Origin of the sequence: Fictibacillus arsenicus (assembly GCF_001999465.1) — a bacterium.
Taxonomy (GTDB): domain Bacteria; phylum Bacillota; class Bacilli; order Bacillales; family Fictibacillaceae; genus Fictibacillus; species Fictibacillus arsenicus.
The window spans coordinates 99460-123969 of record NZ_MQMF01000001.1 but is presented as its reverse complement, the minus strand read 5'-3'; the positions used below and the strand labels follow the sequence as shown (position 1 = coordinate 123969).

The window sequence follows — 24510 nt, the reverse complement described above, 5'->3', positions numbered from 1 at the left end:
GAAAGGAGGTTTTTCCATTGAAAACAATAGCGAAAACGCTCGCTTTTACTATCCTCGCTGGAGGTCTTGTGGGCTGTAACGGTGTAAATGAATCTCAGGACAGGAATGACAATGATGTTCGCCCAATTGGATATTATTCTAATGAGGGTGATAATCGCGGTGATCTTGACCGAGGCAGTGGATTCATTTCTGATATGGCAGATCGAGATACAAAAGATCATACCACAACCTATCACGAGGATTATGATGGTGCTCTTGCTGAACGTATCGCCAATAAGGTGAATGACATTCGTGGAGTAGACGATGCTCACGTTATTCTTGAGGATAACAACGTCATTGTAGGAGTAGACACGAAGGAAAACAAAAAGGAAGAACTGACGAAAAAAGTCAGGGAAACCACAGCAAAGATGACACCAGATCGTGATGTAAAAGTTGTTTCAGATCAAAAGATTGTTGATCGTATTGAGAATGTCGATAATGACCTGCGTGATGGCCGTGCCTACACGGAAGTAGAAACTGATGTACGCGGAATCATGGGAGACATCGTAGATGCTGGAAGCAACCTTGGGAATGCGATAAAACGTCCTTTCGAGAATAATCGTTAAATATTAAGGGAACAGTTCGCTGTTCTCTTTTTTTGTTCATTGATAAGGAATTAGGGGGTGTGCTATGTTACAATAAGAAATAGAAACATACGCTCGGGTAAAGAGTTTAAGGGGAGAAAAAGTTGATAGAAAGCATTACAGGAAATGTAGAATACATAACAGCGGAATACATTGTCATAAATAATAACGGTATCGGATATAAAATAATTTGTCCAAACCCATTTATATATAAAATGAACGAACAAAAAAGTGTTTACACGTATCATTATGTCAGAGAAGATGTACTTGCTTTATATGGGTTTAAAAATAGAAAAGAACGGGATCTGTTTTTAAAACTTTTAAATGTTTCTGGAATCGGTCCAAAAGGCGCTTTAGCGATTGTGGCATTTGGACAGCCGGAACAAGTTGTAAATGCGATTGAACATGAAGATGAAAAGTTTTTAACTAAGTTTCCTGGTGTTGGCAAAAAGACAGCTCGCCAAATGATACTAGATTTGAAAGGCAAGCTGTCAATATTTGCTGATGCTGATATAACGGAAGGTCTTTTTGCAGAAGTTGAGACTACAGGTGACGAACTCGATGAAGCGATTGAAGCTCTTACTGTTCTAGGTTACGGAAGAAAAGAGATTCAAAAGGTTTTACCGGAGTTAAAGAAAGAAAAAATGTCTGCCAATGAGTACGTAAAAGCAGCTTTAAAAAAGTTAATGAATGCATAAGGACGTGAGGATGGATGGAAGAGAGAATAGTTTCTTCAGAAGAACGCAAGGATGAAGCGGTCATGGAACTAAGTCTGCGTCCGGAGGCTCTGGATGAATACATCGGTCAATCATCAGTTAAGGATAACCTTAAAGTATTTATTAAAGCTGCCAGACTGAGGAATGAGCCGCTGGACCATGTGCTCCTTTATGGTCCTCCTGGTCTTGGAAAGACGACACTTGCTTCAATTATCGCAAATGAAATGGAAGTTAATCTTCGTACAACAAGCGGTCCCGCTATCGAGCGTCCTGGAGACCTGGCTGCCATACTGACATCTCTTGAACCGGGTGACGTCCTCTTTATTGATGAGATCCATAGACTTTCTCGTGCGATAGAAGAGATATTGTATTCTGCGATGGAAGATTTTTGTTTAGACATTGTGATTGGAAAAGGTGAAGTTGCCAGATCAGTTCGTTTGGATCTGCCTCCATTTACTCTTATAGGTGCAACTACGAGAGCTGGTTCATTATCTGCGCCGCTTCGAGATCGTTTTGGAGTGATGGCAAGACTGGAGTATTACAAACCAGATGAACTTTCTGAAATCGTGAGACGTACCGGTGATGTGTTTGGAATAAAAGTTGATGATCTCTCAGCTGAAGAAATAGCTAGAAGATCGAGAGGAACACCAAGGATTGCAAATAGGCTTTTAAGAAGAGTGCGGGATTTTGTTCAAGTCGAGGGCAAAGATATGATTTCACTGCCGATTTGCCAAAAAGCACTTGAGCTGCTTCAGGTTGACCGTTTAGGTTTAGATCATATTGACCATAAATTATTACTAGGGATCATTCATACTTACAAAGGTGGTCCTGTAGGCCTTGAAACCATATCTGCAACGATCGGTGAGGAATCCATGACGATTGAAGATGTTTATGAACCATATCTTCTGCAGATTGGTTTTTTGCAGCGGACTCCTAGAGGGAGAATGGTAACCGAACAGGCCTATCAATACTTTGGACTGGAGGCGTACACTGAATGAACCGGCTTTTTATTATTGCAGGGATTGTTCTGATTATTATAGGATTAATAGGTACGTTTATTGGGAAACTCCCTGGAGACATGGTGTGGAAAAAAGGAAACACGACGGTTTATTTCCCTATAATGACCTCTATTATCATTAGCGTTGTACTTTCCCTTATCTTTATGATTATTGGACGATTTAAATAGAAAGCAGGAATTATATCAATGAAAGTAAATGATTTTGATTTTCTTCTGCCAGAGGAACTGATTGCTCAAACACCGCTAGAGAACAGAACTTCATCAAGGCTGATGGTTTTAGATAAAGAAAATAAAAGTATAGAACATGAACATTTTTACGATTTGAAGAACTATTTAAAAAAGGGAGACTGCCTCGTATTAAATGATACACGAGTCCTTCCAGCCAGATTATTTGGCCAAAAGGCGGATACGGGAGCTAAAGTTGAAATTCTGCTTTTAAAAGAAGAAGGTCAGGATACTTGGGAAACGCTGGTTAAACCAGCTAAAAGGGTAAAACCTGGTACAGAAATCACGTTTGGGGACGGAAGATTGAAAGCGGTTTGTGTAGGCGAAAGTGATCATGGTGGAAGAAATCTTAAATTTATTTATTCGGGAATTTTTTATGAACTTTTAGATGACCTCGGTCAGATGCCGCTGCCTCCTTATATTAAGGAACAGCTTGAAGAAAAAGATCGTTATCAGACCGTGTATGCTGTTCATCAAGGATCTGCTGCAGCCCCTACTGCAGGTTTGCATTTTACTGAAGAGATGATTGAAGAAATTAAAGCTTCTGGCGTTCACGTTACTTTTATTACGCTGCACGTAGGTCTTGGGACATTCAGGCCTGTTAGTGTTGAAGATATTTTTGAGCATGATATGCATGCAGAATTTTATCAAATAACTAAAGGGACAGCTGAACTGTTAAATCAAGTACGTGAATCAGGCGGAAGAATTATTACGGTTGGGACTACAAGTACACGCACTTTAGAGACTGTTGCAAATAAATTTGATGGAAAGTTTGAAGAGGACTCTGGATGGACTGATATATTTATTTATCCAGGATATGAATTCAAAGCTATTGATGGATTGATTACGAATTTCCACTTGCCCAAATCGACTTTAATTATGCTGGTAAGTGCTTTTGCAAGTAAAGAGTTTGTTATGGAAGCATACAAAGAAGCCGTTGAAGAAAAGTATCGTTTTTTCAGTTTCGGTGATGCGATGCTTATACTTTAAGGGGGATAATCTTTAAATGAAACCAGCTGTAACCTATGAATTAATTAAAACATGCAAACAGTCAGGTGCAAGACTCGGAAAAGTTCATACACCTCATGGCTCGTTTGAAACTCCTATCTTTATGCCTGTTGGCACGTTAGCTACTGTAAAAACAATGAGTCCCGAAGAGCTAAAAGAACTAGGTGCTGAAATTATCTTGAGCAATACGTATCATCTATGGCTAAGACCAGGCCATGATATTGTTAAAGAAGCCGGCGGCCTGCATACTTTTATGAACTGGGACCGTCCTATTCTTACCGATTCTGGAGGCTTTCAAGTCTTTTCATTAAGTGATCTAAGAGAAATAAAAGAAGAAGGCGTTCATTTTAGAAACCACCTTAGCGGTGAGAAGCTATTCCTAAGTCCTGAGGGTGCTATGGAAATTCAAAATGCTTTAGGTTCTGATATAATGATGGCTTTCGATGAATGCCCTCCTTACCCAGCAGAATATGAGTATATGAAAGCTTCAGTAGAACGGACAAGCCGATGGGCAGAACGCTGTTTAAAAGGACATGCCCGTCCACAGGATCAAGCGTTATTCGGCATCGTACAAGGTGGGGAATATGAAGAACTTCGAAAACAGAGTGCTCGTGATCTTGTTTCATTAGATTTTCCTGGTTATGCAGTTGGAGGTTTGTCTGTTGGGGAACCGAAAGATGTGATGAATCGCGTTTTGGATTTCACAACGCCTCATTTACCTGAAAACAAGCCTCGCTACTTGATGGGTGTTGGATCTCCAGACTCATTAATCGACGGAGCTATTAGAGGGATAGACATGTTTGATTGTGTACTGCCAACACGTATTGCGAGAAATGGAACATGTATGACAAGTGAAGGAAGGCTTGTCGTGCGAAATGCAAAATATGCCCGTGATTTCCGTCCGATCGATGAAAATTGTGACTGTCACGTATGCCGTACTTATTCCAGAGCATATATTCGTCACCTTGTGAAAGCAAACGAAACTTTTGGTTTTAGATTAACAAGTTACCATAATCTTTATTTTTTGGTAAACTTAATGAAGCAAGTCAGACAAGCGATCATGGAAGACAGACTTCTTGATTTTAGAAATGAATTTTTTGAAATGTATGGGTTTAACAAACCGAATGCTCGTAATTTTTAACCAATAGAAAGGGGTGAAGAAAGAATGGATGCAATTAAAAGTTTATTGCCGATTATTTTTATGTTTGCAATTTTTTATTTCCTGCTAATCCGTCCACAGCAAAAGAGACAAAAAGCTGTTAGAGATATGCAGTCTAACCTGAAAAAAGGCGACAAAGTTGTAACAATTGGCGGTTTACACGGAACATTAGAGAGTATTGATGATACGATCGCAGTTATTCGTTCAAATGATGGAGCTAAATTAACATTTGACCGTAACGCTATCCGTGAAGTGAAAGAAGAAGCTGCACTATAACGAAAAAATAAGACCCGTCGATCGACGGGTCTTATTTATATGATTGTTTATGACTGCTTAAATTAACACCCATTATTCCTCCGATCATCGCTAATACAAGGAACAGAGCATGATACATATATTGCGATGAGTTAAATGTGCTTTGATACCCTAAATACTGTATGAGAAAAACAAGAAAAGAAAACAGAAGACTTGTTCCGCCTCCGAGCAGCCAGCCTTTGCTTTGTCCCTTTTTCCCTGAAATAAATCCTCCGATAAATAAAGATAAAAAAGATAATCCAATTGTTACCCATTTTAAAGATGACTCTGTCAGGCCTGTAAACCGCAATAAAAGTGAAAGAACCAAACTGCAAACCATAATCATAAGAAGAATTGCAGCCAAACCGCGTCCCATTGAAGAAAACGTATGTTTCATCCCCATTTTGATCCTCCTTATCCTGCAAGCTTTCTATATACCTTATTCATCTCTAATTAAAAATAGAAGTACAAGCAATTGATTTTCCCTCTACTTTCCATAATTTCAATACTGGCAAAACCTTCGTATCATTATTTTTCATATCTGTGCCACACTAACAAAGAAAATAATATGGAAGGAGGGGAATTTATGGAGTTATATACGATTATATTCAGGACGCTTTTTATATATTTTTTGATTGTTGTCGTTTTTCGTATGATGGGTAAAAGGGAAATTGGTAAATTATCAGTGATCGATTTTGTAGTATCCATCATGATTGCTGAACTAGCCGTTATTTCGATTGAAGATCCGAAAATTCCAATGGTAAATTCCCTGGTTTCCATATTTGTTTTACTAGGAATTCAGCTTATCTTGGCGATTATCTCTTTAAAAAGCAGAAAGATGAGAGAGCTTGTTGACGGGAAACCTTCTGTCATCATTAAAGAAGGAAAAGTAGATGAACAAGAAATGCGAAAACAGAGGTATAACTTTGATGATCTACTAACGCAGTTAAGGGAAAATAATATTAGAAGCCTGAATGAAGTCGAATTTGGCGTATTAGAAACGACGGGTAAATTGTCAGTAATAAAAAAGAATGAAGATACTGAAAGAAGTCCTCTGCAGATGATCCTTCCTCTTGTACTGGACGGAAAAGTTCTTGAAGACAACTTGGAGAAAGTCGATAAGACAGCATTTTGGCTAAGGCAGGAATTAAAGAAAGCGGGATTTAAAGATATAAAAGGCATTTCTTTCTGTACGTTAAATGAGGATGGTTCCTTGTACGTGGACGAAAAGAATGAAAAAAAATAGACTGTTTTCGCAATCATTGGTGTGATTGTAAGTGGTTGATTTCCGTTTCAGATGCTCCCTTTCCGCGGGGCGTGGGGTGAGCCACCTTGTCGCTGTGCACCCGCTGTGTCTCACTGTCCCGCTTCTCCCGCAGGAGTCTCGCGTCTTACACTCCTATCAACGTGTCAATGAAGAGTATTAAATGACATAAAAGCAACAATCCTTAGAAACCAGCACAAAGAAAAAACAGCCTAAATTGGCTGTTTTAAACCCATTTTTTGATTATGGGTATATGCTTTAGATCATCTTTACCTAAAAGCCTGAAAAAGATGAGTGTGAATAAATAAATACCGCATGTAGCTGTAACGCATATTACAAGCCCTTGGACAGAAGGGAATTTCGGCATCATGAACCTATATAGATAGACTGCACCTGCTCCTGTAATAAATATTGAAAACAGAGAATATGCAAAATCCTTAATCACAATCGTATAGCTTATCGCTTTAATAACGGTGGCAAAATGAAGCAATGTTACGACTACAATGCTAATGACGATAGCAAGCGCGGCACCCATTATGCCGAATTCAGGACGGGTGGCAAGGGCAAAGATAGCTGCAAGCTTTACCAGAGCTCCAATTAGGCTGTTAATCATAGCGGATCTTGCAAGATCGAGTGCCTGAAGAACGGCTTGAAGAGGTCCTTGAAAATAAAGAAAAAAGAAAAATGGCGTCATGATTTTTACATATGAAGCTGATGCCGGAGAATTGTACATTAAATCCATGATTGGCACCGCAAAAACATATAAGATAACTACTGCAATACCACCTGAAAGCATTGACAATTTTAATGCCTGATTAAGTCTATGTTCGATAAGATGGTATTTTTTTTGTGCGTTTGCTTCACTGATAGCAGGGACTAGAGAAACAGAAAGCGAATAGGTTATGAACGTTGGTAAAAATAATAAAGGAATTACGTAACCTGCCAGTTCGCCATATTGTGCAGTTGCGACAGCAGTTGTAATACCTGCGATCGCTAAACTGTTAGCAACAACGATTGGTTCAAAAAAGTATGATACTGATCCAATCAGTTGACTTCCTGTGGTGGGCAGTGCGATATTTAACAAATCCCTAAGTGTTTGATGGCCTTGTTTTAACTGCTTGAAAAAACCTTTTCGAATGCGCATCTTCTTTTTAACTTTGAACATAGAAAACATATATAAGAGAGAAGCCAATTCACCGATAATTACAGATATCATGGCTCCGGCTGCAGCGAAATGTACACCATATGGAAGGAATAATCCTGTAAGGAGTGCAACCAGGGCGATTCTTACAACTTGTTCAATGACCTGTGAATAAGCAGATGGCCGCATATTTTGAAGACCTTGAAAATACCCCCGCAAGACGGAGGAAACGGCGACAACAGGAACAACAGGTGCTATTGCAAGTAAGGGCCATATCGTGCGATCGTCGGTAAAAAAGTGCTCGGCCAACAATGGAGCAGCAATAAACAAGCCTACTGTTATAATGAAGCTTAAAACTCCTGTAATCGCTAACGATACGATTAAAATTTTCTTTACCTTTGATCGATCCCCTGTTGCATCAGCTTCAGCGACGAGTTTTGAAATGGCGATGGGAAGTCCTAGCCGGGTCAGAGTTACAGCAAGCAAAAAAGTCGGAACTGCCATCATGTATAGTCCGACACCTTCATGTCCCATGACCCTGGCCATAACAATGCGGTTAACGAAGCCAAGAATTCGCGTGATCAGCCCCGCTAAAATTAGCAATAAAGTTCCTTGTACGAGTGTTTGTTTAGTCATGTTAACCTGTCCTTTCTGGGACAATCTCATAATTAACTATATGCATGATGAGTGAACCATCATGACAGCTTGTTTCATTTTGAAGGAGAGTGTAAATATGGAAAACATACATTTTACAGAATGGAAAGATGAAGTTCAGCCCGCAGTTAAGAGTAAAAAAGAGGAATTTCATTATATGGGATATGAAAGTGTTACTGAGGAAGAGATTTGGAATTGTGTTTTGGCAAGGTTAAAGAAAAAGAAAGAAGATCCTCGTCTGCACATACTAGTAGATTACATTTTGTCACTTTCACTTAATGATTTTATGACTTGGCTTACGATCCAGTCCTATAAAGAGGACGCAAAGAAATAAAAGGGGCTTTCTAAAAGTAAGGTAAACTTACTTTTGGCAGCCCAATTTTTTATTTTTACAAAATAAAAATATATAAAATCCTCGGATTCCAGCTAACTTACAAAAGTTTTTGGCCAAATTATCCTCATTGAATAAACACTCATATCACTAATGATTGGTGCTATTGAGGTATTTTTATTCTCTTCATTGACAAGTTGATTGGAGCGCAAGGTGCGAGACTCCGTCGGGATCAGTGTGCCAGCTACCTGACTATTCTTCTCGCAAGGCATGCGACGAGGAAGTTCGCTTCGGCAGGATTGTCTAGTAGACGCAGGAGCATCACTTTATATCATTCATCGAGGCTCACCGCACGCCCCGCGGAAAGCGAGTATCCTGGAGCGGAAATCAACTGCTTACTTGAGCAACAGAGGCATGACCTAAAAAGTGATGCTTCTAGCCATCCATTTTTTGTTTTATTTATGAATATTCCCAGGACAAATTGACAGAAAAAAACAACAATCGCTATAATGGGAAGGATTAGTATTCGTACTTATACATAGTGTTGTTTTTTGATGCAGCATGAAGGAGGTTTCTCGAAGTGGTAAAACGAAGTAAGATTGTTATCTTTTTTGTGGTGCTTCTCATGTTTGCCGCACTTATAGGGCTAACAACAGAAAAGATTGTAAAAGGTACAAAGCTCGGGCTTGACCTTCAAGGCGGGTTTGAAGTGCTTTATGAAGTAAAGCCAGTCAAAAAAGGTCAAAAGGTTACAGAAGATACGCTAAAGAGTACTGTTGAAGCATTAAACAGCCGTATCAATGTTCTTGGAGTATCAGAACCTGAGATCCAGATCGAAGGGGATAACCGTATCCGTGTACAGCTTGCTGGTGTTTCAGATCAGAACAAAGCCAGGGAACTATTGTCTACACAAGCTGAACTAACATTCCGCGATGTTGATGATAAAGTGCTCCTTGATGGTTCCGATCTGAAGGGGAACGGAGCAAAACAAACATTTGAACCGAACAGCAATAAACCAATCGTGTCTTTAAAGCTTAAAGATGCTGATAAATTTGCTGAAATAACAGAAGAGATCCTAAACCGCCAGCCCCAAGGAGAAAACCGTTTAGTCATCTGGCTGGATTATGAAAAAGGGGACTCATTTAAAGAAGAAGTTAAAAAAGAGATGGGTGGAAAAGAGCCAAAATATATTTCTGCTCCTTATGTTAATGAAGTACTGACTCAGGAAGATGTAACAATAACAGGTCAATTCTCAGTTGAAGAGGCACAAAGTCTGGCAAAAATTTTAAACGCTGGTGCACTCCCTGTTAAACTGGATGAGATCTATTCCACTTCTGTTGGTGCTAAATTTGGAGAAAAAGCCTTGGATGAAACAATCTTTGCAGGATTTATCGGTATAGCTGCAATATTCTTGTTCATGCTGATTTTCTATCGCGTACCAGGAATTATTGCAGTACTAACATTAACCATTTATATCTATTTAATTTTAGCTATCTTCTACTTGATGAATGGAGTATTAACTCTGCCGGGTATCGCTGCTCTTATCTTAGGTGTAGGTATGGCTGTAGATGCAAACATCATCACATATGAGCGAATTAAGGAAGAATTAAAAAGCGGTAAATCTGTTTTAAGTGCTTTTAAAGCTGGTAACCGCCGTTCGTTCACAACCATTTTTGATGCTAATATCACTACAATACTTGCAGCAGCTGTTCTATTTGCTTATGGAACAAGTTCAGTAAAAGGGTTTGCATTAGTGTTAATCATTTCTGTACTGGCAAGTTTTATCACTGCCGTATTCGGGACTAGATTGTTTCTGGGGTTATGGGTACAGTCCCGATTAATGGATAAGAAGCCAGGTTTGTTCGGTGTAAAGGAGAGTGACATCCGTGAGCTTTAATTACGACTTTGTAAAAAACAGAAACCTTTACTTTATTATCTCTGCTCTCCTGACAGCTGCAGGAATCATCTTTTTGTTAACCATTGGTCTTAAACTTGGTATTGACTTTGAAAGCGGATCACGTGTAAACATTCAAGCAAATGAGACGCTTACAAACGAAAGAGTAGAGGAAGAATTTAAGTCATTGGGTCTTGAACCTGAATCCGTTGTGCTTGCAGGAAATAACGATCAAGCAAACGTTGCTTTTAAAGGTGTTTTATCAAAAGAAGAAATCGCAAAATTGAACACACATTTTGAAGAAAAATATGGAGAGTCACCAAGTGTCAGTACCGTTACGCCGACAGTTGGCCGTGAACTTGCTCAAAATGCGCTAATCGCTGTGTTGATTGCATCAGTTGGAATTATCATTTATGTTGCTTTCCGATTTGAGTGGTCGATGGCAATTTCAGCTGTAACTGCATTGCTTCATGATGCATTCATGATAATAGCGGTATTCAGCATCCTTCGCCTTGAGGTGGATCTTCCGTTTATTGCAGCTGTATTAACAATCGTAGGTTATTCTATTAATGATACGATTGTAACGTTTGACAGGATACGTGAGAACATGAAGCTAGAAAAAGTTAAAACACAAGAAAAGCTAGCTGAGATCGTTAATAGAAGTATTCGAGAAACACTTACCCGTTCAATAAATACTGTTCTTACAGTTATTATTGCAGCGGTAGCTTTGTTAATATTCGGTGCTGATTCAATCCGTAACTTCTCAATTGCACTTTTAATCGGATTAGCGTTTGGTGCTTATTCTTCGATCTTTATAGCTTCACAGCTTTGGTATGTACTTAAGTCAAGGCAGATGAAGAGTAAAAAGTCGCGTCCTGTTGAATCAGAACCAGAAATCTAAATGAAATATCGATTCATAAATTGTCACCTCTTATCCTGTTTTGTATAATGAATAGGTTAAGAGGTGATTTTTATGCTGGAGCCAAGAACGAGGTGGAAGATTCAAGAAACTTCGGAAGAAAAGGCAAAATGGTTATCGCAAGAAATGGATATTCCACTGTTGATTGCAAATCTATTGACGATAAGAGGGATAGATTCTATAGAGAAAGCTCAAGCCTTTTTAAAAATAGATACAAATCAATTTCATGACCCATTTTTATTAGATGGGATGAAAGAGAGTGTTGATCGGATACATAAAGCGGTTGAATCGAACGAAAAGATCCTTATTTTTGGTGACTATGATGCAGACGGAGTAAGCAGTACAACTGTTATGTACTATGCACTGAAAGAATTAGGTGCAGATTTTGATTATTATATTCCAAATCGGTTTACCGAAGGCTATGGTCCAAATGAGCCTGCTTTAAGAAAAGCAAAGGATGACGGGTATACACTTGTCGTTACAGTGGATACCGGAATTTCAGCTGTTCATGAAGCAGCAGTCGCAAAAGAAATCGGGCTAGATTTCATTATAACTGATCATCATGAGGCTCCGCCTGTACTTCCAGATGCTTATAGCATTATTAACCCGAAAAAACCAGGATGTACATACCCATTTTCTGGTCTTGCTGGTGTTGGTGTCGCGTTTAAAGTAGCTCATGCCTTACACGGAAATCCGCCCATGCACTTGTTAGATTATGCCTGTATAGGAACCATTGCAGATCTTGTTCCTTTGGTAGATGAAAATAGAATCATAGCTAAGCTTGGAATTGAAGCTTTATCAAAAACAGACAAAATAGGCTTGCAGGAACTTTTAAAAGTTGCAGGACTTTATGAAAAAGAATTAACTGCAGAAGATGTTGGATTTGCTGTTGGTCCTCGAGTAAATGCTGCAGGGAGGCTTGGATCAGCTATGCCTGTAGTTGAACTGTTTACTTCAAAGGATCGTGACCAATCAGCTATGCTGGCTGAAGAAATTGATTCTGTTAATAAAGAACGTCAGGCGATAGTAAATGAAATAACAAAAGAAGCGATTGCCATGGTGGAAGAGAGTTTTCCTCCTGAAGAGAATGAAGTGCTAGTGCTAGCGAAAGAAGGCTGGAATCCCGGTGTAATCGGAATCGTTGCATCAAGACTTGTAGAGAAATTCTACCGCCCTACCATCGTGTTGTGTCTAGACCCTGAAAAAGGAACAGCAAAAGGGTCAGCAAGAAGCATACAAGGCTTTGATATGTTTGAAAATCTTTCTGAGTCCCGCGACATCCTTCCTCACTTTGGAGGACATCCGATGGCAGCAGGTATGACATTGGCTTTTGATGATGTCGGCATTCTCAGAGAGCGGTTAGTAAAACAAGCGAAAGAAATTCTAAAGCCAGAAGATTTCTTGCCGGTAACTATGATCGATCTAACAGCTTCTTTAGATGAGATTTCTTTAGATACAGTGGAGATGCTTAGTACGCTGGCTCCTTTTGGTATAGGTAATCCTTCACCAAGGGTGCTCATAGAACAAGTGCCTATCCGGGAGATGAAAAAAATAGGAAGTCAGTCTACCCATCTCAAATTACAAGTTGGAAATGGCGAGATGTCTGTCCTGGACTGTATTGGATTTCAAAAAGGGAATTTACTTGATGAGATAACGCCTTATTCTATGCTTTCTTTAGTTGGTCAAATACAGCTGAACGAATGGAATGGATACAGAAAACCTCAAATGCTGCTGGAAGACCTTTCAGTTTCACATTTCCAGCTGTTTGATTATCGAGGTTTAAAAGATGCAGGAAAAAGGCTGAAAGATTTGCCAAAAGCAAAAACACACTATGTAACATTCAATCATCATACATTGACAGAGTTGGGATTGGAGAGCTTGTCTACGCAAACTATAAATGGAGAAGAATTAGCAGGACTTCAAAATGACTTTTTTAATAATAAGTTCATTGTCTTCTTAGATGTTCCTCACTCACTTGCAAAGTTTGCCGAGATTCTTGAAACAAAAGGTGAGCCTGCTAGGATCTATGCTGTTTTTCACCAAAACACAGACCACTTTTTTACAACATTGCCTAAAAGAGAGCATTTTAAATGGTACTACGGTTTCTTGGCTAAAAGAAAAAAATTCGATGCTAAGAAGGATGGTACAGAACTGGCAAGATGGAAAGGCTGGTCTAAAGAAACAATAGATTTTATGTCACAGGTGTTTTTTGAGCTGGATTTTGTTACAATAGACAATGGTGTAATTACAATAAATAGTGAACCAGGTAAAAAAGAACTTGATAGTTCTGAAACTTATCAGAAAAAGTTTGAACAGGCAGACATAGAAAATCAGCTCGTTTATTCTTCTTATCATTCATTAAAAAGCTGGTTTGCAGAGCAAACTCGGCCAAGAGCGAGTTTGTAATTTTCAGGAGGCAAAGATTCATGGATTATAAGCCGTATATTTCAGTAGTAAATGATTTTCCGATCGAAGGTATCCGCTTTAAAGATATTACATCTCTTATGTCAGATGGTGCAGTATATAAAAAAGCGATGGATGATATTGCAGTATATGCTAAAGAAAAAGATGTTGATGTTATTGTCGGACCTGAAGCACGAGGGTTTATTGTAGGCTGTCCGGTTGCATACACGCTCGGATTAGGATTTGTTCCTGTGCGTAAAGAAGGCAAACTTCCGCGCGAAGTGATCAAAGTTGATTATGGTCTTGAATATGGCAAGGATGTGCTTACTATGCATAAAGATGCTATCAAGCCAGGACAAAAAGTGTTGATTACTGACGATTTGCTGGCAACTGGCGGAACGATCGAAGCAACGATCAAGCTTGTTGAAGAGCTTGGCGGAATTGTTGCTGGGATTGCATTTATGATTGAATTAACTTATTTAGATGGCCGCAGTAAGCTTAAAGGTTATGATATTTTCACATTAACCCAATACTAAGTTTAAAGAGAAAGAGCACTAGTTTTGTGCTCTTTTTTACATTCCTGTCACAAAAATTGCCCATTCATTCGACAAATTTCGTTTTTCGCTTTACATGAGGGTTCAATTTAACGATAATAGAAGCAATATACAATGACAACGTAAGGTGATTCCATGACGATTGAGCAAGTGTTGCAAAAAGCGGAAAGCTATCTGTCAAAAGACGATATCGCTTTTATAACAAAGGCTTATGAATACGCAAAAAGTGCGCACGAAGGACAATTCCGTAAATCCGGAGAGCCGTATATCCACCATCCTGTTGAAGTAGCAGGTATTCTGGTGAACCTGCAAATGGATCCTGTAACAGTAGCAGCAGGGTTTCTTCATGATGTTGTTGAGGATACGTCCATCACATTAAAGGACATTTCTAATCAATTTAACGAAGAAGTGGCTATGCTGGTTGATGGTGTTACAAAACTTAAAAAGATTAAGTTTAAGTCCAAAGAAGAACAGCAAGCAGAGAACCATAGGAAAATGTTTGTTGCGATGGCACAGGATATACGCTGTATTTTAATTAAGCTCGCCGACCGGCTTCATAATATGCGTACGCTAAAACATATGCCAAAAGAAAAACAGATACAAAAAGCGAACGAAACTTTGGAAATCTTCGCTCCGCTCGCTCATCGTCTTGGTATTTCGACGATTAAGTGGGAGCTAGAAGACGTTTCTTTGAGATACCTAAATCCTCAGCAATATTATAGGATCGTAAATTTGATGCAGCAAAAACGCGCTGAGCGTGAAGAATATGTTCAGCAAGTAATGGACGAGATGAAGTCCAAGCTGAAGGAAGTCCAGATTACTGTTGATATTTCTGGAAGACCAAAGCACATATATAGCATTTACCGGAAGATGGCGAAGCAAGGCAAACAGTTCAATGAGATCTATGATCTTCTTGCTGTTCGGATTATCGTCCAGAATATTAAAGACTGCTATGCGGCACTGGGTATTATTCATACGTGCTATAAACCTATGCCTGGCCGTTTTAAAGATTATATCGCTATGCCAAAAGCAAATATGTATCAGTCACTGCATACTACTGTAATCGGACCTAAAGGCGATCCGCTTGAAGTCCAGATCCGTACTTCAGATATGCACCGTGTAGCAGAATACGGGATTGCTGCACACTGGGCTTATAAAGAGGGAGCTACAAAAGCTCCTGTCAGCTCTTTTGAAAATAAATTGACTTGGTTTCGTGAAATATTAGAATGGCAGAACGATGTTGTTGATGCGGAAGAGTTTATGGAATCGTTAAAAGTGGACCTATTCTCAGACATGGTCTTTGTTTTCACTCCTAAAGGTGATGTTTATGAACTGCCGTCTGGATCTGTGCCAATTGACTTTGCTTACCGCATTCATACTGAAATCGGGAACAGGTGTATTGGTGCCAAAGTAAATGGAAAGATGGTTACACTGGATTACCGCTTGAAAACTGGAGATATTATTGAGATTTTAACGAGCAAACATTCTTATGGTCCCAGCCAGGATTGGCTTAAAATTACTCAAAGTTCTCATGCGAAGAATAAGATCCGCCAATGGTTTAAACGTGAGAAAAGAGAAGAGAACGTAGCTAAAGGGAAAGAGCTTGTTGAAAAAGAAATCAAGAACCGCGGCTATGATCTAAAAGAAATTTTCACATCTGAAAACCTGCAATATGTTGCTCAAAAATATAATTTTGCAGGCGAGGAAGATATGTACGCGGCTGTTGGCTATAATGGCATTACCGCAGCACAAATCGCTACTCGCTTAACCGATAAAGTCCGGCGTAAAAAAGAGCAGGATCCTGATAATTCAGAACTTCTGGATGCAATCAGGGATTCGGCAGATAAGCCTGAAGTAAAAAGAAGAACGGACTCGGGTATCGTGGTTAAAGGCATCGATAACATGCTTATTCGTTTATCTAAATGCTGTAACCCTGTACCTGGTGATGAAATTGTCGGATATATCACAAAAGGGCGCGGCGTTTCTGTCCATCGTGAAGATTGTGTCAATGTCCACAATGAAGATGCTCAAGTGCGATTGCTTCCGGTTGAATGGGAAGGCAATCTTGAACAGCCGAAGAATTATAATGTTGACATTGAGATCAATGGATTTGACAGAAGAGGTCTGCTTAATGAAGTCCTTCACGCTGTTGCGGAAACAAAAACAAACATTACGGCTGTAAGCGGGAAGTCAGACCGAAATAAGATGGCCACAATCAGTATGTCTATTTCCATTCACAATGTTAGTCATCTGCAAAAAGTTGTTGAACGTATTAAGCGGATTCCGGACATCTATGCTGTAAGACGTATCATGCAATAGGTATAGGAAGTGACTTCAATATGAAAATAGTGCTTCAGCGAACCAAAAATGCAGCTGTTTCTGTAGATTCTGAAGTAAAAGGGCATATAGACAGAGGTTTGATGCTTTTGGTAGGCGTCACACATGAAGATACAGAAAAAGACGCTGATTATTTAGCTGAAAAAATTATTAATTTACGCATCTTTGAAGATGAAAACGGCAAGATGAACCTATCATTAAAAGATACTGAAGGCAGTATCCTTTCGATTTCACAATTTACGTTATATGGGGATACGAAAAAGGGCAGAAGACCCAATTTCATGGAGGCAGCTAAGCCGGACCATGCTAAGCAAATTTATGATTATTTTAATGAAAAGATAAAAACTTTAGGAGTTCATGTCCAAACAGGTGTTTTTGGTGCGATGATGGATGTCGAATTCACGAATGATGGACCTGTGACATTGATCATGGATTCTAAAGTTTAAGAAAAACAAATGAATGAAACCTTCGCCCGAATGGACAGACTAACCAAAAAAGGCGGAGGAGTTTTTTTTATGAGACAGAATCGCAAAGGCATTGAAGGAGTATCGCAGTGGAAACAGGTTAGTTTTCATGATTTTATTTCTTTAGAAAAATCGGCGAACAACATGGAGCTTGCTGAAGAATTCGGATTGGATCTTTATCAGGTCAATCAGCTAAAGAAAAAAATAAAACGAGAAAACTATTGACATGAAGCACCTTTGAAAAGTATGATAATCTACAATTCCAAAATGATAAAACTGATGACGAAGAAAAGTATCTTTACCCCACAGGGTTAGAGAGGAAATGCCACGGCTGAAAGCATTTCTCCCTGATGATAAAGTGAAAGACACTTCATAGGTTTTAATTCGAACGGTTAGTTTAAACCTAAGTAGAGTTACACGTGGGCAATCGTTACTTGCATAATGAGGAAGCTTTTTTAGCTTCGAAGCAGGGTGGCACCGCGGGAACTCCCGTCCCTTATGAAATCGTTGATTTCATGAGGGATGGGAGTTTTTTTATTTGACTCTTATCTAATAGATTGTTTTTTTGGATATTTTTTATTTCTTCATTGACAAGTTGACTGGAGTGCAAGGTGTGAGACTACTGATGGCGCAAAGCGAGCATCCTGGAACGGAAGTCAACCACTTCCAAGAGCAACAAAGTTTGCGAAAACAGCCTTTTATTTTTAATTAATTTTAATTAACATTCGGGAGGATGAAACGAAATGAGTATTAATATTCCAAGGGGAACGAAAGATATTCTCCCAGGAGAAGTTGAAAAGTGGCAGATAATTGAAGAAAAAGCAAAAGAAGTTTCTGCAAGATTTAATTATAAAGAAATCCGCACACCTGTTTTTGAGCACACTGACTTGTTTCAAAGAGGAGTAGGGGATTCAACAGATATCGTCCAAAAAGAAATGTATACGTTCACGGACAGAGGAGACAGAAGCTTAACTTTACGTCCGGAAGGGACTGCACCAGTCACACGATCTTACGTTGAAAATAAAATGTTCGGACTTCCAGGCCAGCCTGTAAAGCTTTATTACATCCAGCCGATGTTCCGCTACGAAAGACCACAAGCCGGACGCTATCGCCAGTTCGTTCAATTTGGAATTGAGGCAATGGGTTCAGCCGACCCATCAATTGACGCAGAGGTTATTTCACTGGCTATGACAGTTTACCAAGAACTTGGATTGAAAAAACTTCGATTAGTATTAAATACACTTGGTGACGCAGATAGCAGAAAGGCTCATAAAGATGCATTGATCGCTCACTTCGAACCAAGAATTGAAGAGTTTTGTTCGGATTGTCAAAACCGTCTAACTAAAAATCCGCTTCGAATTCTTGATTGTAAAAAAGACCGCGATCACGATCTTATGAAGACGGCACCTTCTATTTTAGAGTATCTAAATGAAGAATCGAAAAACTACTTTGATCAAGTAAAAACATCACTTGATGATATGGACATTCAATATGTAATCGATCCTACACTAGTGAGAGGGCTAGATTACTATAATCACACAGCATTTGAAATTATGAGTGAAGCCGAGGGGTTTGGTGCAATTACAACCTTGAGCGGCGGCGGAAGATACAATGGTCTTGTTGAAGACTTAGGCGGTCCTGCAACGCCAAGCATCGGTTTTGCGATGAGTCTCGAACGCCTCCTATTAGCACTTGAAGCAGAAGGCATTACATTAGAAACGGAAGAAGACCTTGATTGTTATGTTGTTGCACTAGGAGACGAAGCAAAGAAAAAGTCAATCTCTATCTTAAATGACCTTCGCAATGCTGGTATAAAAAGTGATAAAGATTATTTAGATAAAAAAATGAAAGCACAGTTTAAAGCGGCGGATCGCTTAAAAGCAAGATTTGTTGCCATTTTAGGGGAAGAAGAACTCTCTAAAGGTATTATTAACGTGAAGAATATGGAATCTGGTGAACAAAAAGAGGTTCGTATAGAAGAATTGAGCACTTTTGTAAAGCAAGGAAAATAAGGAGGATACATCTTATGGAATATCGCACACATCAATGCGGAAAAATTACTGAAAAATATATAGGTGAAAAAGTAACAATAACAGGCTGGGTGCAAAAAAGACGTGATCTCGGAGGACTGATTTTTATAGACCTGCGTGACCGATCAGGCATCGTGCAAATCGTATTTTCACCTGAAGTTTCAGCTGAAGCTTTGGGGACAGCTGAGAAAGTAAGAAGTGAATATGTACTTACGGTTACTGGAACGGTTCTTGAAAGAGATCAAAGTACAGTTAACCCTGTAATGAATACAGGAAAGATCGAAATATCAGGAGAAAAAATTAAAATTCTAAATAGTGCGAAGACGCCTCCTTTTTCCATTAGTGAAGATATTGACATAAATGAAGATATCCGTTTGAAATACCGTTATTTAGACCTTCGCCGTCCAATAATGCAGGAAACTTTAAAAATGAGACACGAAGTTACCCGTTATATCCGTAACTTTTTAGAAACAGAAGAATTTATGGAAATGGAAACGCCAATGCTTACGAAAAGCACGCCTGAAGGAGCACGTGACTATCTTGTGCCGAGCCGCGTCCATCCTGGAGAATTTTATGCTTTACCGCAATCACCACAATTATTTAAGCAGCTTTTAATGGTTTCAGGGTTTGAAAAATATTATCAAATCGTTCGCTGTTTTAGAGATGAGGATCTGCGTGCAGACCGTCAGCCTGAATTTACTCAAGTCGATATCGAAACTTCATTCATGGGACAGGAAGCGCTTCTTTCCATGATGGAAGAAATGATGACAGGACTAGTTAAAAAAGTGAAAGGTGCGGATATTCCAAAACCTTTCCCAAGAATGACCTATAAAGAAGCGATGGACCGTTATGGTTCAGATAAGCCTGATACTCGTTTCGGACTTGAACTTATCAATGTTTCTGACATTGTAAAACAGTCTGGTTTCAAAGTATTTGCTGCTGCTGTAGAAAACGGCGGAGAAGTTAAAGCAATTAATGTAAAAGGAAAAGCGGCTGATTATTCCAGAAAAGACATTGATGGATTTACTGAATTTACGGCTCGTTACGGAGCAAAAGGTCTTGCATGGATGAAAGTGGAAGCAGAAGGTTTGAAGGGTCCTATCTCCAAGTTCTTTAACGAAGAAGATGCAGCTAATCTTGTAAATGCATTAAATGCTGAAGAAGGAGATTTACTTCTGTTTGTAGCGGATAAGTCTTCTGTTGTAGCAGATAGTCTCGGAGCCCTTCGACAAAAATTAGGAAAAGACTTGGGATTAATTGATCAGTCAAAATTCAACTTCTTATGGGTCGTTGACTTCCCGCTGGTAGAGTATGATGAGGATGCAGAGCGCTATGTGGCATTACATCATCCTTTTACAATGCCAAAGACTGAAGATCTTCATTTAATGGATTCAAATCCATCAGAAGTTAGAGCACAAGCATATGACCTAGTTCTTAATGGATATGAGTTAGGCGGAGGATCACAGCGTATTTATGAACGTGATGTACAGGAAAAAATGTTTAAAACATTAGGATTTAGTGAAGAAGGTGCTCGCGAGGAATTTGGTTTCCTTCTTGATGCTTTTGAATATGGTACTCCTCCACATGGCGGTATAGCACTCGGGTTAGACCGTATGGTGATGCTGCTTGCTGGAAGAACTAACTTAAGAGACACCATTGCTTTCCCTAAAACAGCATCCGCATCATGTCTACTGACAAATGCTCCTTCACCTGTTAATGAAAAGCAACTGGATGAGCTTCATTTAGGTTTAAAATTAAAGCAAGAGTCAAATTAATGAAAATTTAGAAAAATAAGAATTGTTTTTTACAAAGACACATTTTGTCTTGTAAGTTATGATTTCCTATGATAGTATTTATTTAAACGATGGGTCCTATGATGACCGTTAACAACCCGAAAGTTTTGAGCCAACATTATTTACGAGGGAGCTTGTGTTTTCTCACAGCGTCCACGCCCTGAAAGATAGGGGACGGACAAAATGCGAAACAGGGCACCCACCTGCGAGAGCAGGTTCAAAACTAAGGGAAGACGGCATTTTTGGGGCTCATTTTTTGTGCGTCTAAATTAAACCGAGTAAGCATATTGATTTTGTTTTGAAAAGTGGATATGCTGATAAAGATGCATTTTCTTTATTCATGTGCACTTTGAAAGGAGATTTCAATTAGTTATGCTTTATCAATTTTCAAGAAATGAACTTGCTATAGGAAAAGATGGAATTGATGTTCTAAAAAACACAACGGTGGCTGTACTGGGAATCGGAGGAGTGGGTTCCTTTTCAGCAGAAGCTCTTGCCCGATCAGGTGTCGGACGTTTAATCCTTATAGATAAAGACGATGTAGACATCACCAATGTTAATCGTCAAATACATGCTCTAGTTACTACAGTAGGACAGCCAAAAGTGGAATTAATGAAGGAAAGGATTGCCTTAATTAATCCTGAGTGCGAAGTTATCGCCCTAAAGATGTTCTATACAGAAGAAACGTATGAACAAATCTTTGAATATGGTTTGGATTTTGTAGTTGACGCATCTGATACGATTTCTTATAAAATACATCTTATGAAAGAATGTCTTAACCGTAAGATTCCGATTATCTCAAGCATGGGTGTAGCAAATAAGCTGGATCCGACAAAACTTCAGATTGCAGATATTTCTAAGACAAGCTACGATCCGATTGCGAAGGTTATTCGCCAGCGCTTAAGAAAAGAAGGAATTACAAAAGGTGTTCCGGTTGTATTTTCAGATGAAAAACCGATTCAGATTCGCGAGGAGATCAGGAAAGAGATCGTTCCTGAGAATGCACCAGGAATCCGCAAAGCGAAAATGCCGCCATCTTCCAACGCATTTGTTCCATCTGTATCTGGATTGTACATGGCTGGCTATGTAATCAATAAAATTATCGAGAAGAATAACATTAAAGTGGAAAGAATCCGATAAAATTAGAAAGCTGACCGAAGAGTACTTGATTGTACTTTTGCACGGCAGCTTTTTTGCTTTTTATGGATTTTAACTGCATTTTGCGTGGAACAGAAGCAGTAACGCGTGAAAGTCAAAGCGGTTAGCGTGGAAACCTAAAGATAATGAGCGAACGTGTAAAAGATCTAAGAACACGTACCGTAAAAGTTTATGCATAATCCAGAATCATTCAAATAAAAAAGGCTAAACTCAAAATTGTTTCAACTGAGTTTAGCCTTTGCTTTTTTATTTCGCCATCTTCTCTAAGTTTCCGTTTTTATCCATTCGGAAGCTTTGATTTGTTTCTTCATCCTGAAACAGAACCATCTTTCTTGCTCGATCCATAATCTGAATAAGAGCTTGATAATCTTCTTGAACTGTCTGATGTTCTTTCTCAAGGACAGCGAGCTGTTCTTTCATAACCTTATTCTGTTGAAGCAATTCGTTCATCTGCAAACGAAGCTCCATGTTTTCCTGTACAAGCTTTCCACTCGACATTCCGTTTCTTTTTAAGCCGCTGAGGAAGTCTATTACTTCATCCAATGTTAATTCTTCTTGTTTACTAGGTTGCGGCGCTTGATAAGTAGAATTGTCAGCTGCAGCCGGTATATTGTTTACTGCTGGTACAGCAGGTTTTGCGGCAGGCTGTGTGTCATATGCTTTTGAAGGTGAAGCTGTCCCTCTATTATACGTATAAGGAGTTTTAAAGAATTCCTCAGGATGATAGGTTTCATCATCATGCATCTGTGGTGATTGGACGGGCTGAATGGCAGGTTTCGGAACAGGTTTGGACTGCGGCTGCTGTTGTGACTTAGCTAGAGCGCGCTGCCTTTCTTTCCTTTGCTTTTTAGCAATCTTTAAAGCTTGTTCATATTTTTTCCTGACGATTGCATTCCACCTGAATCCAACTGCAGCACTCGTCCGTTCTAATTTATCTCCAACCTCTTCAAAGGCATGAAGCTGTGTACTTCCTTCACGGACATGGCGCAAAACCGTTTCGGCCAAGAGCAGATCGTCTTCTTCTGACCAAGCGTCCTGTCTGATTTTTGACACGTAAATCCTCTCCTTAGCTATTAAAAAATATCGTTTAATATTTTCATGTTTACCAAAGAGAGAAAATCCTATACACTTAGGAACAAAAATTTTGCTAGTTTGATAAGACAGTTAAAAGAATGATAGATTTACTCACCTTTTTTCTTACGGTCATTAAAATAATCCAATCTTTTTTTAATGTTTTTTTCATAGCCCCGTTCTGTCGGTTCATAAAATGACTTTCCAAGCATGTGCTGCGGTAAATATTCTTGCGGTACATAGCCATCCTCAAAATTATGAGGGTATTTATAGTCAGCGCCATGGTTCAATTCTTTAGCTCCTTTATAATGAGCATCACGAAGGTGGATGGGTACAAGACCTGTTTTTTCTTTTTTTACCGCTTCTAATGCTTTATCAATACCTAAAATAACTCTATTGCTTTTTGGAGCAGTTGCTAAATAAAGAGTTGCTTCTGCAAGTGGTATTCTTGCTTCGGGCATTCCAATAAAGTCTGCTGCATAACTGGCAGCCTGTGCAACAAGTAAAGCGTTAGGATCAGCAAGGCCAATATCCTCTGCTGCATGAACCATAAGACGGCGTGCAATAAAACGCGGATCTTCGCCTGCATAAATCATTTTGGCAAGCCAGTATAGGGCAGCGTCGGGATCTGAACCGCGGATGCTTTTAATAAATGCAGAGACTGTATCATAATGGTTGTCTCCTTTTTTATCATACTGAAGAACTCTTTGCTGTATGGATTCCTCTGCAATTTCGAGTGTGATTTTGATATCCCCGTTCTTATCAGGATTTGTAGTAAGCACAGCGAGTTCCACAGCATTAAGAGCAGTACGTGCATCACCGTTGGCTATAGAAACGATGTGATTCAATGCTTCTTTTCCCATCTTAACAGGGTGCTTTCCATAGCCTCTTTCTTTATCATTTAATGCTTGCTCAATAATTTTAGCGATATGGCGGTCTGTTAATGGCTCAAAACGGAATAGCCTTGATCTCGACAAGAGTGCTGGATTAATCTCAAACATTGGGCTTTCTGTTGTGGCGCCGATTAAGATTACTGTTCCATCTTCTACATATGGAAGCAGGGCATCTTGCTGATTCTTGTTAAACCGATGGATTTCATCAATAAAAAGTACTGTTTTTTTATCCTCTAATAAAAGCCGTTCTTTTGCTGCATTCATTACAGCTTTTAAGTCAGCAACTCCAGAAGTTACGGCATTTAATTGCTCAAACCATGCTGAAGTTGAATTGGCAATGATTCTGGCCAATGTAGTCTTTCCGGTACCAGGCGGACCAAAGAATATCATAGGAGTCAGCTGATCAGCTTCAATTGCCCTTCTTAAGAGCTTGCCTTCTCCTGCTATATGCTCCTGACCGATAAATTCTTGGATTTTCCGCGGACGCATTCTATTGGCAAGCGGTCGTTTCAATGAATGAGAATTTTCATCTTTATAGGAAAACAAGTCCATATATGTTCA

The 24510-nt window shown here is 39.2% G+C and carries 21 protein-coding genes, 1 other RNA gene, 1 pseudogene and 1 other annotated feature; of the genes and pseudogenes, 19 read left to right on the top strand and 4 right to left on the bottom strand.

What is annotated here, in order from left to right; translation table 11 throughout:
- The first annotated feature begins 17 nt into the window (after positions 1–17).
- From UN64_RS00630 to yajC, 7 genes are all read left to right on the top strand, one after another.
- A complete protein-coding gene (locus UN64_RS00630; protein ID WP_077359187.1) occupies positions 18–605 on the top strand; it encodes a YhcN/YlaJ family sporulation lipoprotein in 588 nt (195 codons plus the stop codon).
- 122 nt (positions 606–727) lie between these two features.
- Entirely contained in the window at positions 728–1321 is a 594-nt protein-coding gene (gene ruvA, locus UN64_RS00625) for a Holliday junction branch migration protein RuvA (RefSeq protein WP_077359186.1), read from the top strand.
- Between the two features lie 14 nt (positions 1322–1335).
- Positions 1336–2337 carry a Holliday junction branch migration DNA helicase RuvB gene (gene ruvB / locus UN64_RS00620; RefSeq protein ID WP_077359185.1) on the top strand — a complete coding sequence of 334 codons (1002 nt, stop codon included), beginning with the start codon at positions 1336–1338 and terminating at the stop codon, positions 2335–2337.
- Positions 2334–2525 (top strand): DUF2905 domain-containing protein, encoded by a 192-nt coding sequence (locus UN64_RS00615; protein WP_077359184.1) that lies wholly within the window; start codon positions 2334–2336, stop codon positions 2523–2525. Before ruvB ends, UN64_RS00615 begins: the two co-directional genes overlap by 4 nt.
- Before the next feature lie 18 nt (positions 2526–2543).
- Complete coding sequence (queA, locus tag UN64_RS00610) at positions 2544–3572, top strand: tRNA preQ1(34) S-adenosylmethionine ribosyltransferase-isomerase QueA (RefSeq protein WP_077359183.1); 1029 nt, start codon at positions 2544–2546, stop codon at positions 3570–3572.
- 16 nt (positions 3573–3588) lie between these two features.
- Positions 3589–4731: a tRNA guanosine(34) transglycosylase Tgt gene (gene tgt, locus UN64_RS00605; RefSeq protein WP_077359182.1), complete on the top strand. Its 1143-nt coding sequence runs from the start codon at positions 3589–3591 to the stop codon at positions 4729–4731.
- Between the two features lie 24 nt (positions 4732–4755).
- A complete protein-coding gene (yajC, locus tag UN64_RS00600) occupies positions 4756–5025 on the top strand; it encodes a preprotein translocase subunit YajC (RefSeq protein ID WP_077359181.1) in 270 nt (89 codons plus the stop codon).
- 31 nt (positions 5026–5056) lie between these two features.
- Here the strand turns inward: yajC and UN64_RS00595 are convergent, their stop codons facing one another.
- Positions 5057–5446, bottom strand: coding sequence for a TIGR04086 family membrane protein (locus UN64_RS00595; RefSeq protein WP_306460347.1), 390 nt, complete (start codon positions 5444–5446; stop codon positions 5057–5059).
- Positions 5447–5629: 183 nt separating this feature from the next.
- On the opposite strand from UN64_RS00595, the gene UN64_RS00590 reads away from it, so the two are divergent.
- Entirely contained in the window at positions 5630–6289 is a 660-nt protein-coding gene (locus tag UN64_RS00590) for a DUF421 domain-containing protein (protein ID WP_077359180.1), read from the top strand.
- 244 nt (positions 6290–6533) lie between these two features.
- On the opposite strand, the gene spoVB is transcribed toward UN64_RS00590, so the two are convergent.
- The gene (gene spoVB, locus UN64_RS00585) at positions 6534–8084 is read right to left on the bottom strand and encodes a stage V sporulation protein B (protein WP_077359179.1); all 1551 of its coding nucleotides are present in this window, start codon (positions 8082–8084) and stop codon (positions 6534–6536) included.
- A 97-nt stretch (positions 8085–8181) separates the two neighbouring features.
- Between spoVB and UN64_RS00580 the strand changes: the two genes are divergently transcribed.
- The 11 genes and pseudogenes from UN64_RS00580 (at position 8182) to UN64_RS00535 (ending at position 21967) form a co-directional block, all read left to right on the top strand.
- Positions 8182–8436: a post-transcriptional regulator gene (locus tag UN64_RS00580; RefSeq protein ID WP_077359178.1), complete on the top strand. Its 255-nt coding sequence runs from the start codon at positions 8182–8184 to the stop codon at positions 8434–8436.
- Between the two features lie 577 nt (positions 8437–9013).
- Positions 9014–11228, top strand: a pseudogene (gene secDF / locus UN64_RS00575) (protein translocase subunit SecDF).
- A gap of 72 nt (positions 11229–11300) precedes the next feature.
- On the top strand, positions 11301–13652 hold the full coding sequence (gene recJ / locus UN64_RS00570) for a single-stranded-DNA-specific exonuclease RecJ (protein ID WP_077359177.1): 2352 nt from the start codon (positions 11301–11303) through the stop codon (positions 13650–13652).
- A gap of 20 nt (positions 13653–13672) precedes the next feature.
- On the top strand, positions 13673–14185 hold the full coding sequence (locus tag UN64_RS00565) for an adenine phosphoribosyltransferase (protein WP_077359176.1): 513 nt from the start codon (positions 13673–13675) through the stop codon (positions 14183–14185).
- A gap of 153 nt (positions 14186–14338) precedes the next feature.
- On the top strand, positions 14339–16522 hold the full coding sequence (locus tag UN64_RS00560; protein ID WP_077359175.1) for a RelA/SpoT family protein: 2184 nt from the start codon (positions 14339–14341) through the stop codon (positions 16520–16522).
- Between the two features lie 20 nt (positions 16523–16542).
- On the top strand, positions 16543–16986 hold the full coding sequence (dtd, locus tag UN64_RS00555) for a D-aminoacyl-tRNA deacylase (RefSeq protein ID WP_077359174.1): 444 nt from the start codon (positions 16543–16545) through the stop codon (positions 16984–16986).
- Positions 16987–17055: 69 nt separating this feature from the next.
- Complete coding sequence (locus UN64_RS20715) at positions 17056–17229, top strand: hypothetical protein (protein WP_171978763.1); 174 nt, start codon at positions 17056–17058, stop codon at positions 17227–17229.
- Positions 17230–17274: 45 nt separating this feature from the next.
- Positions 17275–17504 (top strand) — a binding site (T-box leader).
- 243 nt (positions 17505–17747) lie between these two features.
- Positions 17748–19016 carry a histidine--tRNA ligase gene (gene hisS, locus UN64_RS00550; RefSeq protein ID WP_077359173.1) on the top strand — a complete coding sequence of 423 codons (1269 nt, stop codon included), beginning with the start codon at positions 17748–17750 and terminating at the stop codon, positions 19014–19016.
- A gap of 14 nt (positions 19017–19030) precedes the next feature.
- Complete coding sequence (gene aspS, locus UN64_RS00545; protein WP_077359172.1) at positions 19031–20809, top strand: aspartate--tRNA ligase; 1779 nt, start codon at positions 19031–19033, stop codon at positions 20807–20809.
- A gap of 90 nt (positions 20810–20899) precedes the next feature.
- Positions 20900–21080, top strand: a non-coding RNA gene (ssrS, locus tag UN64_RS00540) — 6S RNA.
- A 119-nt stretch (positions 21081–21199) separates the two neighbouring features.
- Positions 21200–21967, top strand: a complete 768-nt coding sequence (locus tag UN64_RS00535) for a tRNA threonylcarbamoyladenosine dehydratase (RefSeq protein WP_077359171.1) — start codon at positions 21200–21202, stop codon at positions 21965–21967.
- Positions 21968–22231: 264 nt separating this feature from the next.
- Here UN64_RS00535 and UN64_RS21340 read toward each other — a convergent pair whose 3' ends face one another.
- Together UN64_RS21340 and UN64_RS00525 are read right to left on the bottom strand one after the other, a co-directional pair.
- Positions 22232–23038 (bottom strand): RsfA family transcriptional regulator, encoded by an 807-nt coding sequence (locus tag UN64_RS21340; protein ID WP_077359170.1) that lies wholly within the window; start codon positions 23036–23038, stop codon positions 22232–22234.
- Between the two features lie 128 nt (positions 23039–23166).
- On the bottom strand, positions 23167–24501 hold the full coding sequence (locus UN64_RS00525; RefSeq protein ID WP_077359169.1) for an AAA family ATPase: 1335 nt from the start codon (positions 24499–24501) through the stop codon (positions 23167–23169).
- Positions 24502–24510: the final 9 nt, after the last annotated feature.